Origin of the sequence: Hyalangium ruber, assembly GCF_034259325.1 — a bacterium.
Classification (GTDB): domain Bacteria; phylum Myxococcota; class Myxococcia; order Myxococcales; family Myxococcaceae; genus Hyalangium_A; species Hyalangium_A rubrum.
The window spans coordinates 413,542-422,951 of record NZ_JAXIVS010000009.1; the positions used below are offsets into that span (position 1 = coordinate 413,542).

Here is a 9,410-nt window from a genome sequence, read left to right on the forward strand (position 1 = left end):
CCATGCGCCTCCTGTACATCCTCGCCAGCTACGTGCTCTTCGCGGTCCTGTTCCCGGTGCTCTCGGTGTACCGGAAGACGCGCCATGGGCTGGGACAGCGACTGGGCTTCTACGCGCCGGGGACGCTCCCGGAGGGCCCTGGGCCGTTGCTCTGGTTGCACGGGGCGAGCGCGGGAGACCTGCTGGCGCTCTCGCCCATGTTTGGCCCGTTGCGGGAGCGCTTCCCAGGCTGTCGGATCCTGCTCTCGACGACGACGAACACGGGCTACTTGATGGCGAAGGATCGGCTGGCGAAACAGGTCGATGGGGTGGTGTACGCGCCCTACGATCTCTGGGGAGCCACGCGCCGGGCGGTGCGAGCGATCCGGCCGAACATGCTGGTGCTGGAGTACACGGAGATCTGGCCCAACCTCATCCGGGCGGCGAAGCGGAGCGGGGCACGCGTGGCGCTGACGAACGGGCGCTTCTCGCCGAAGAACGAGGGGAAGTACCGGTGGTTCTTCGCGCTGATCGGCAATCCGCTGAGGGACATGGACCTGTTCCTGATGCGGCTGGAGGAGGAAGCCGAGCGAGCGAGGAGCCTGGGAGCGCCCGCGGAGCGGGTCTGGGTGACGGGCAACACGAAGTTCGACGCGCTCGCGGCGGGGCCGGCGAAGGAGGACGAAGCGCTGCGGCGTGCGCTGGGACTGGCCGAGGGAGCGCGGGTGCTGATGGCGGGCAGCACGCACGAGGGGGAGGAGGAGCACCTGCTGTCGGTGTACCAGCGCCTGCTCCCGGCCCACCCAGAGCTGAGATTGGTGATCGCACCGCGCTATATCGACCGGGCGAGTCGCATCCAGGCCCTGGCCCGGGAGGCAGGGCTGACGGTAGGGCTGCGCTCGCAGGAGAACCGAGAGGGCGGACAGGTGGTGGTGCTCGACACGATCGGAGAGCTGGGGAGGGCCTACCGGTTGGCGACGTTGGTGTTCGTGGGAGGCTCGTTCACGAAGCGAGGAGGACAGAACATCCTGGAGCCAGCGGGGCAGGGCAAGCCGGTGCTTTTCGGTCCACACATGGACAACTTCCGCGACAGCGTGCAGGTGTTGGAGGGGCGAGGAGGCATCCAGGTGAAGGACGCGGAGGAGCTCTTCGCCCGGGTGTCTGAGCTGCTGGCCCAGCCGGACAGGTTGACCGCGCTGGGAGCGCAGGCACGAGCGACGGTGGGGCAGATCTCCGGGGCGAGCCGCAGGAACGTGGAGCACATGGCCGGGCTCTTCGAGAAGAACCCATGACCCTGGTCATCCACCCGCACTTCCACCGGCGTTACACGGGCATCACGCGCCACGTGGAGAGCGTGGTGCCGGAGCTGGCGCGAGAGCTGGAGACGCGGACCATCGGCTCCCATCTCGGGCCGTCGCTGCCACGGATCCGCTGGGGCGAACTGCTCGGGCGGCTGCGTCGCGAACCCGTGGTCTGGCACGCGCACCGTAACAACGAGCTGTTGGTGGGGATGCTGCTGCGGCTGCTGGGGGTGCGGATGAAGCTGGTCTTCACGCGGCACACGTCCAGGGAGCCGAGCAGGTACACGCGCTGGCTGGCGCGAAGCGCGGACGCGCTGGTGGCGCTCACGGGTGAGGTGGAGGAGGCAATGGCGATGCCCTCGACGATCGTGGGGCACGGCATCGACCTGAAGCGCTTCCATCCGCCGACGGACCGCGAGGAAGCCTGGCGCAAGCTGGGGCTCGGGGGCAGGTACGGAGTCGGAGTGGTGGGGCGGATCCGCAAGGAGAAGGGGCAGGGGGACTTCATCGAGGCACTCCGGCCCCTGCTGCCCGCGAATCCGGAGTGGAAGGCAGTGCTGGTGGGGCTGGTGAAGGGGGCGGAGCAGCAGTGGGTGGAGTCGCTGAGGGCGGGGCTCGAGGAGCAACTGGTGCTCGCGGGGGAGCAGTCGGTGATCCAACCCTGGTACCAGGGGCTGAGCATCCTGGTACACCCCTCGTACGTGGAGGGGTATTCGCTGGTGCATGTGGAAGCGATGGCGTCGGGCTGTTGCGTGGTGGCGAGCCATCTGAAGTACCTGGACACGTTGATCGAGCACGGCCGAACAGGCTTCTTCTTCGAGCCAGGAGACGTGAAAGGGCTGAGGGACCTGCTCGACATGCTGATGCGGAACCCGGAGCGTGTGCGGGAAGTAGGGCAGAACGCGGCCGAGCACGCCCGGAGCCGCTGTGGCATCGAACACGAGGCCCACGCGCTGCGCGACCTCTACACCTCCCTCCTCGAGCGCTGAAGGAGCAGACACGGTGGGAGGCTCCAGCCGATGAGAATCCTGCACCTGCTGGCGAGCCCATTCTGGAGCGGGCCTGCGGAGAACGTGGCCTTGCTGGCCCTCGCGCAGCGTGAGGCCGGCCACGAGGTGACGGTAGCGGTCGACAGACGGCGGACGAAGGTAGATGCGGAAGAGCCCGCGGTGCCGAGATTCGAGGCGCTCGGCCTGCTGGACCCGGGAGAACTGGAGCTCTCGGTGAAGTCGCCGCCCTGGTCCGTCTGGCGGGACATGCGCAAACTGCGGAGGCGGAGCCTCGATGTGGTGCATGCGCACTTCAGTCACGACCACCTCATCGCGAGGTGGGCACGGCCCTCGGGAGCAGTGCTGATTCGCTCCGTGCATGCCCCACGCTCGATCCGTTCCACGCTGCCCCGTGCGGACGCATACACGGTGCCTGCGGCCACGGAAGTCCCTCGGCTGATGGGGAGAAGGGTGCAGGTGTTGCCGCCGTTGGTGGATCCCCACTTCTGCCCTGCCGAGAACCGGGAGGCGCTGCGCCAGGAACTGGGGCTGAAGGGTTCGCCGCTCATCGGAATGGTGTCGACGTTCCAGCCCTCGCGCAGGCATGCGCTGGGAGTCTTGGCCTTCGCACAACTCCGCCAGGCATCGCCCGAAGCACGGTTGGTTCTGGTGGGGGACGGGGCGCTGGTGGAGCCTGTTCGCCAACAGGTGCGGGAACTTGCTCTCGAAGAGCGGGTCACCTTCGCGGGTTACCAGCAAGGAGACGCCTTCGTGAGATGGCTGCAAGCGCTCGACGAGGTGTGGATCCTGGGGCTGGGAAACGACTGGAGCGGACGTGCTGGGGCACAGGCCCGAGCCTGCGGAGCGCGGGTCGTGGCGGTGGAGGAAGGCGCATTGCCTTCGTTGGCGGACGTGAAGGTAGAGCACCCCACGCCCGAAGCGGTGGTTGCCGCCGCGTTGTCCTCGGAGCGAGCCCCCATGCGGCACCCCACCAACCAACGCATCGCCGAGGACGTGCTCGCCCTCTACGAGCGAGCGCGGAGCGCGAGGTGAGCTCCGAACTGGCCCAGGCAAAGGCGCCGGACACACCCACGGCGGTCGAGAGGCTCTTCTATCCGCAGGCTCCCGAGTCCTGGGATCGGCGTCTGCTCCTCTCGCCTGTGACGGCGTTGGCATGGGGTTACAGGCTGGGCGTCCAGATCAGAGGGTCGCTCTACGACGCGAACCTGCTGAGCGCGGAGCGGGTGGAAGGCCTGCGAATCGTCTCGGTGGGAAACGTGAACGTTGGCGGGACGGGCAAGACGCCAGCAGTGCTGCACCTGGCGGAGATGCTGATCGGCGCAGGCAAGAAGGTGGGCATCCTCACGAGAGGCTACGGGCGTCAGAGCAAGGAGCCGCTCACCTTTATAGGGACGGACGCTCTACCCTCCGTCGAAGAGGCGGGGGATGAGCCCTTGTTGCTCGCGCGTCGGTGTCCCCAGGCGCGGTTGCTGGTGGGCTCGGACCGGCGGGCACTGGCACGACGGGCACGGGATGAATTCGGCCTCGACGTGGTGCTGCTGGATGACGGCTTCCAGCACCGGAGGCTGGCGAGGGACGAGGACGTGGTGGTGGTGGACGAGGCAGTGGGCTTCGGAAATGGCCAACTGCTGCCGCGAGGTCCGTTGCGCGAGCCGCTCTCCGCGCTGCGCAGGGCCACGTTGTTCTGGGTCCGTGCCGCGACAACCCCCGCGCCACACATTCCCCCACTTCCGGGGCCGCAGGTCCGGACGCGCTATCAGCCGACGGCCTGGGTGGATCCCGCCGGCACGCAGCATCCACCGCAGGCCCTGGCGGGAGCGCCGGTGCTGGCACTGGCGGGGCTCGCCCGCCCGGGAAGCTTTCTGAGGACGTTGCGGCAACTGGGAGCGGACGTTCGAGACTCGGCGCTCTTCCCGGATCACCATCGCTTCACCCCCCAAGAACTCCGAGAGGTAGAGACCCGCGCGGCGGGACAGGGAGCCCGGGTGGTAACGACGGAAAAGGACGCGGTGCGTCTGCCGCCGGCCTTCGCGGCCTGGAAGGTTCGCCTTGGGGTGGAGGTCCTGGAGGGAGAGGCCCTGCTCCGCCGAGCCCTGGGGCTGAGCTGAACTCCCTGCCCGTGTCGACTTGAGGGGCGAGGGAGGCTGTGGGACAACGCGCTCCCCATGGCCGCAGGTTCGACCGCTCGCGCAATCCCCGCCCTCACCCAGCTTCCCTTGAGCTTCGCGCGCAGGAGGGTGCTGCTGGTCGGGGATCTCGTCGCGGACCGGTACATCTACGGCCAGACGGATCGGGTGAGCCGGGAGGCGCCGGTGCTCATCGTCCGCTACGAGTCCTCGGAGGTGAAGCTCGGGGGCGGTGCGAACGTCGCGGCGAATGTTCGAGCGCTCTCGGGACAGGTGACGGCGGTGGGGGTGCTGGGGGCGGATGATGGGGGGCGAGCGCTGCGCCGACTGTTCGATGAAGCGGGGATCCGCCTGAGCGCGGCGAGCGCGAAGGGCATCGAGACGGAGACCAAGACGCGCATCCTCGCGGGAGGGATGAACACCACGCGCCAGCAGATGCTCCGGGTGGACCGGGGGCAGAGAGGCCCGTTGCCGCCTCGGCTCAGACGCGCCCTTGCACGGCTTGTCGATGAGGCCGCGAGAGACGCGGACGCGGTGGTGGTGTCCGACTACGGAGCAGGAGTCGTAGGCGACGAGGTTCGCACGGTGCTGCGGAGACTGGCGGGAGAAGGGCTCCCGGTGTGCGTGGACAGCCGCTACGCGCTGGCGGCCTTCTCGGGAGTGACGGTGTGCAAGCCCAACGAGCCCGAGCTGGAGCAGCTGACGGGGCGGCCCCTGCGGACGGAGGCGGATTTGATGGAGGCGGGGCACGCGGCGGTGAAGCGGTTGGGCTGCCGAGCGCTGCTGGTCACCCGAGGCCGGCACGGGATGGTGCTCTTCGATACGGATGGCGGGGTAGACCTCATTCCGGTGCATGGCGCGAAGGAAGCGGTGGACGTCACGGGAGCAGGGGACACGGTGATCGCGACCCTCTCGCTGGCGCTGGCCGCGGGGGCTTCGATGGGAGCGGCGGCCCGGCTGGCGAACGTAGCGGGGGCACTGGTGGTGCAGAAGCAGGGCACTGCCACGGTGTCCCGGAGTGAGCTGCTCACGGAATTGCGGAGCGCGCGATGAGCACAGTGGACAAGATAGGGACCCTGGCCCAGGTGGCCGAGGAGCGTGAGCGCTGGCGTGCGGAGGGGCGTACGGTGGCCTTGGCCAACGGCATCTTCGATCTGCTGCACGTTGGCCACGTGCGCTACCTGCAGGGCGCCAGGGAGCTGGCGGACGTGCTGGTGGTGGCGGTGAATTCGGATGCCTCCACGCGGGCCTATAAAGGACCCGGGCGGCCCTACATTCCGGAGGCCGAGCGAGCGGAGTTGGTCGCGGCGCTTTCGTGTACGGACCGGGTCATCGTCTTTGACGAGCCGAACGTGCGGAGTGTCATCCGAGCGCTCAAGCCGGATGTGCATGTGAAGGGCACGGACTACACGCCGGACTCCATCCCCGAGGCGGACGAGGTACGCGCGTACGGTGGGCGGACGGCGGTGGCGGGAGATCCGAAGGATCACAGCACCACCGAGATCGCCCGACGCATGGGGCGCGAGGGCGGGAAAGGCTAGGAGTGGCGCTGCCCGAGGACATGAAGTCGGTGCTGGCCTGTCCCGACTGCAAAGGGGCGCTGGAGTTCCACGAGGACCGGAACGAGGCCAGGTGCCTGCGGTGTCGCCTCGTCTGGCCGATCCGAGAGGGTGTCCTGGACCTGGCTCCGGGGAGTTCACGTCCGCTGGGGCGCTGAGCCGACAGCCGAGAGGCTGGCGGCGAACACGCGAACCTCCTCGAAGACACGCTCCTCCAGGCCTGCGCCTGCTTCGACCACGGGTGTGAGGTCCACCATCCGGTGCGGCAAGAAGGGGTGCCCCCAGCGCGCCATGTCGATGCGGAGAAAGAGCCCCAGCGTTGGCGCACCCACAGCCACCGAGAGGTGCATAGGCCCAGTGTTGTTGGTCACGGTCAATCCGGCGGCGCGCATGAGGGCGGCGAGTTCATCCAGATTGGTAGGAGGCGCCAGGTGAGCACCAGGCGCACCTTGAATCACGCTCTGGGCGAGCGCCTCTTCGCCTGGGCCCCAGGTAACGATGGGCGTGCGCCCGGCGGCGAGCAGGGCCCGTGCCGCGGCGGCAAAGGCCTCCGGAGGAATGCGGCGCCAACCGAGGCGCCCTCCCGGATTCACGACCGCGCAGGGGCGCTGAGCCTCCTGCCGCAGGTATTCGCGGAAGCTGTCGCTGACGTTCGGTTCGCGGAACGACAGGGTCTCGGTGATGGGGCCACGCACCAGGGGAGAGAGCAGATGGGCGCGCTGGGACGCCTCACGAGAGGTGTCGGGACGGGCGGGGACGGAGAGGGAGTGGAGCAGGGACACGGGCCACACCTGGGGACCGATGACCACGGCGCGCGGCCCCACGAGGCGGGAGACGAGGGCCGACGTGACGGATGGCGCATTCCAGTTGGCGCAGTCCACCACGGTGTCATAGCGCTCCCGGCGCAGGGCCCGGATGCCAGGGGCGAGCGCTCCGAGCCACAGCCGCCGGCGGTCGAAGGCAATGACGGCATCCGCATCCGGGTGGCCCGACAGCGCGCGAGCCACCTTGGAATGCACGAGGACGTGAACCTCGGGGGAGGGGCCGGGCATCCCCTTGAGGGTTCGGAGCAGTGGGGTCGTCAGCAGCGCCTCCCCCACCCGATTGTCGGGACGGACGAGGAGCATTTTTCGAGGAGGGGGGAGCGTCGAGCCGGGCGGGCGCCGACGGCCGGGACGCCAGAGGAGGACGGAGGCCACGAGTGCCAGCGCGAGCTTGGCCCATAACTCGAGCCGCTTGTACCAGGGCATGGGGTGGCGGACCTTACCAGAGCGGAAGCGTGCAGGCGGCTTGACCTGATGGCGAAAAGCCCCTAGCAACCGCTCAATGCTCAAGAGCATGACCGGGTTTGGAGCGGGACGCGCACGGGTAGGGGACGAGGAGTTCTCCGTCGAGCTGCGCTCGCTCAACCACAAATTCTGCGAAGTGAAGGCTCGGCTTCCGAGGGAGCTGTCCACGCTCGAGCCGGTCGTGGTGAAGCAGGTGAAGGACCGACTGGCCCGCGGCGCGGTGGACCTCTTCGTGAAGCGGCAGACGGCCACCGCCTCGGGAACGGTCCCAGTGGTGGACGTGGCTCTGGCCCGAGAGTACGCGCGGGCCTTCCGGGAGCTGGCGGAGGCGCTCGGCACCCCGGCGGACATTTCCTGGGCCCAGGTTGCCACGCAGCCAGGGGTGATGAAGCTCGAGGAGAAGGGCATCGACCAGGAGTCGGCCACCCAGGCGGTCCATGGGGCGTTGGAGCAGGCGCTCAAGGCGCTGGAGCAGATGCGCCAGGTCGAGGGCGAAGCCATCCACTCCGACCTGGACGCTCGCCTGAAGCTCATCGAGGGCTGGAGCCGGGAGATCGCGGCGCTGGCGCCTCGGGCGGTGGAGGACTACCAGCAGCGCTTGTCCGAGCGTGTGGCCGAGCTCGCACGTGGCGTCGCGGTGGACCCCCAGCGCCTGGCTCAGGAAGTGGCGATGTTCGCCGAGCGGACGGACATCGCCGAGGAGGTGACGCGCCTGACGAGCCACCTCGAGCAATTCCGCGCCCTCATGGCGAGCAGCGAGCCCGCTGGCCGCCGCATGGATTTCCTTGTCCAGGAGATGCACCGCGAGGTGAACACGACAGGCTCCAAGAGCCAGCACGCGGAGATCTCCGCGCGCGTGGTCTCGATGAAGGCCGAAGTCGAGCGCATCCGCGAACAAGTGCAGAACGTCGAATGAACGATTCCATACCGCTCCACCCGGGTCTGTTGCTCGTCCTCTCCGCGCCTTCCGGGGCGGGGAAGACCACGTTGGCGCATCGCGTGCTGAAGGAAGTGCCAGGCACCATCTTCTCGGTGAGCTTCACCACGCGACGTCCTCGCGGGAAGGAGCAGGAGGGGGTCGACTACCACTTCGTCGACGTCGCCCACTTCCAGGAGAAGATCGAGCGCAGCGAGTTCGTCGAGTGGGCCGAGGTCCACGGCCACTTCTATGGAAGCCCTCAGTCGGTGGTGGACGAGGCCCGGGCCCGCCGAGGCGTCGCGGTCTTCGACATCGACGTGCAAGGCGGGCAGGCGATCAAGCGCAAGCACCCTGATGCGGTGCTCATCTTCGTGCTGCCTCCCTCCATGGAGGAGTTGGAGCGGCGCCTGCGAGACCGGAAGACGGACTCGGACGAGACGATTCGCCGCCGGATGCTGGCTGCTCGCTCGGAGATCGAGCGAGGGGTCGCCTCCTACGACTACATCGTGATGAACGACGACTTCGAGCGAGCCTTCCAGGAGCTCCGCTCGGTGGTAGTGGCGGAGCGCTGCCGCCGGGGGAGGGTGGACCTCTCGAAGCTGAAGCTGGAGAAGCCCGGGTCCTCGGAGCCGGGGCGCTAAAATCGGCGGGAATGGATGTCCGCCGACCGGCGGTTTGCACCAATACCAGGGCGGACGATGCTGTAGGCCTCCTGGGAAACGCGATCAGCCCGAAGGTGTACTTGCGTTGATCGCGAAGTTGGTAGATAAGCCAACTCCTTCGCGGCTTTGAGCGGCTCCGCCGATCAGGCCCCGGAAGACTCGACACAGGGTTGTGGAGTGGTAGCTGGCGGGCGTTGATGGTGCAGGTGGGCGATTCTGCTTCGTGGGAAGCAGAGCCAGAGTGAGCCCGGTGGACGGAATGAAGTCGGGTCAGAGGTTGTTGACACCGAACGCGGCAGAGAGGTAGAAGCCGCGCCCCTTCGAACGGATCCGCAGGACGGGGTTCGGAAATGAATCGAAGGGCCTGACAGAAAGAATAAGTCACCGGGAAGCAGTTGACGGCGGACGCGGCAAAGAGGTAGAAGCCGCGCCCCTCCGGAAGGAAGACGGGAAGCGGTTCGCCGCTGAACAGAAGCCGGAAGGAAAGCCGAAACCGGTTGACAGGGAGCGAGGCGAAGAGGTAGAAGCCGCGCCCCGCCTCGAAAGGGAAGAACGAAGCCACTGG

10 protein-coding genes are annotated in these 9,410 nt (G+C 68.0%); 9 read left to right on the forward strand and 1 reads right to left on the reverse strand.

The window, feature by feature from the left end; translation table 11 throughout:
- Positions 1-2 precede the first annotated feature (2 nt).
- From SYV04_RS26570 to SYV04_RS43655, 7 genes are read left to right on the forward strand one after another with little or no spacing between them, the layout of a single operon-like run.
- Positions 3-1,271: a 3-deoxy-D-manno-octulosonic acid transferase gene (locus SYV04_RS26570; protein ID WP_321548701.1), complete on the forward strand. Its 1,269-nt coding sequence runs from the start codon at positions 3-5 to the stop codon at positions 1,269-1,271.
- Positions 1,268-2,269, forward strand: coding sequence for a glycosyltransferase family 4 protein (locus tag SYV04_RS26575; RefSeq protein WP_321548702.1), 1,002 nt, complete (start codon positions 1,268-1,270; stop codon positions 2,267-2,269). Before SYV04_RS26570 ends, SYV04_RS26575 begins: the two co-directional genes overlap by 4 nt.
- Before the next feature lie 30 nt (positions 2,270-2,299).
- A complete protein-coding gene (locus SYV04_RS26580; RefSeq protein ID WP_321548703.1) occupies positions 2,300-3,322 on the forward strand; it encodes a glycosyltransferase in 1,023 nt (340 codons plus the stop codon).
- Positions 3,319-4,398 (forward strand): tetraacyldisaccharide 4'-kinase, encoded by a 1,080-nt coding sequence (lpxK, locus tag SYV04_RS26585; protein ID WP_321548704.1) that lies wholly within the window; start codon positions 3,319-3,321, stop codon positions 4,396-4,398. The genes SYV04_RS26580 and lpxK overlap by 4 nt, the downstream gene beginning before the upstream one ends.
- Positions 4,399-4,455: 57 nt before the next feature.
- Positions 4,456-5,469, forward strand: a complete 1,014-nt coding sequence (locus SYV04_RS26590; RefSeq protein ID WP_321548705.1) for a bifunctional heptose 7-phosphate kinase/heptose 1-phosphate adenyltransferase — start codon at positions 4,456-4,458, stop codon at positions 5,467-5,469.
- Positions 5,466-5,957 carry an adenylyltransferase/cytidyltransferase family protein gene (locus SYV04_RS26595; RefSeq protein ID WP_321548706.1) on the forward strand — a complete coding sequence of 164 codons (492 nt, stop codon included), beginning with the start codon at positions 5,466-5,468 and terminating at the stop codon, positions 5,955-5,957. The genes SYV04_RS26590 and SYV04_RS26595 overlap by 4 nt, the downstream gene beginning before the upstream one ends.
- Before the next feature lie 20 nt (positions 5,958-5,977).
- Complete coding sequence (locus SYV04_RS43655; RefSeq protein WP_340371385.1) at positions 5,978-6,133, forward strand: Trm112 family protein; 156 nt, start codon at positions 5,978-5,980, stop codon at positions 6,131-6,133.
- Here SYV04_RS43655 and SYV04_RS26600 read toward each other — a convergent pair.
- On the reverse strand, positions 6,113-7,225 hold the full coding sequence (locus tag SYV04_RS26600; protein WP_321548707.1) for a glycosyltransferase family 9 protein: 1,113 nt from the start codon (positions 7,223-7,225) through the stop codon (positions 6,113-6,115). The genes SYV04_RS43655 and SYV04_RS26600 overlap by 21 nt on opposite strands.
- Before the next feature lie 76 nt (positions 7,226-7,301).
- Between SYV04_RS26600 and SYV04_RS26605 the strand changes: the two genes are divergently transcribed.
- Complete coding sequence (locus tag SYV04_RS26605) at positions 7,302-8,180, forward strand: YicC/YloC family endoribonuclease (protein WP_321548708.1); 879 nt, start codon at positions 7,302-7,304, stop codon at positions 8,178-8,180.
- Complete coding sequence (gmk, locus tag SYV04_RS26610; RefSeq protein WP_321548709.1) at positions 8,177-8,824, forward strand: guanylate kinase; 648 nt, start codon at positions 8,177-8,179, stop codon at positions 8,822-8,824. Before SYV04_RS26605 ends, gmk begins: the two co-directional genes overlap by 4 nt.
- Positions 8,825-9,410: the final 586 nt, after the last annotated feature.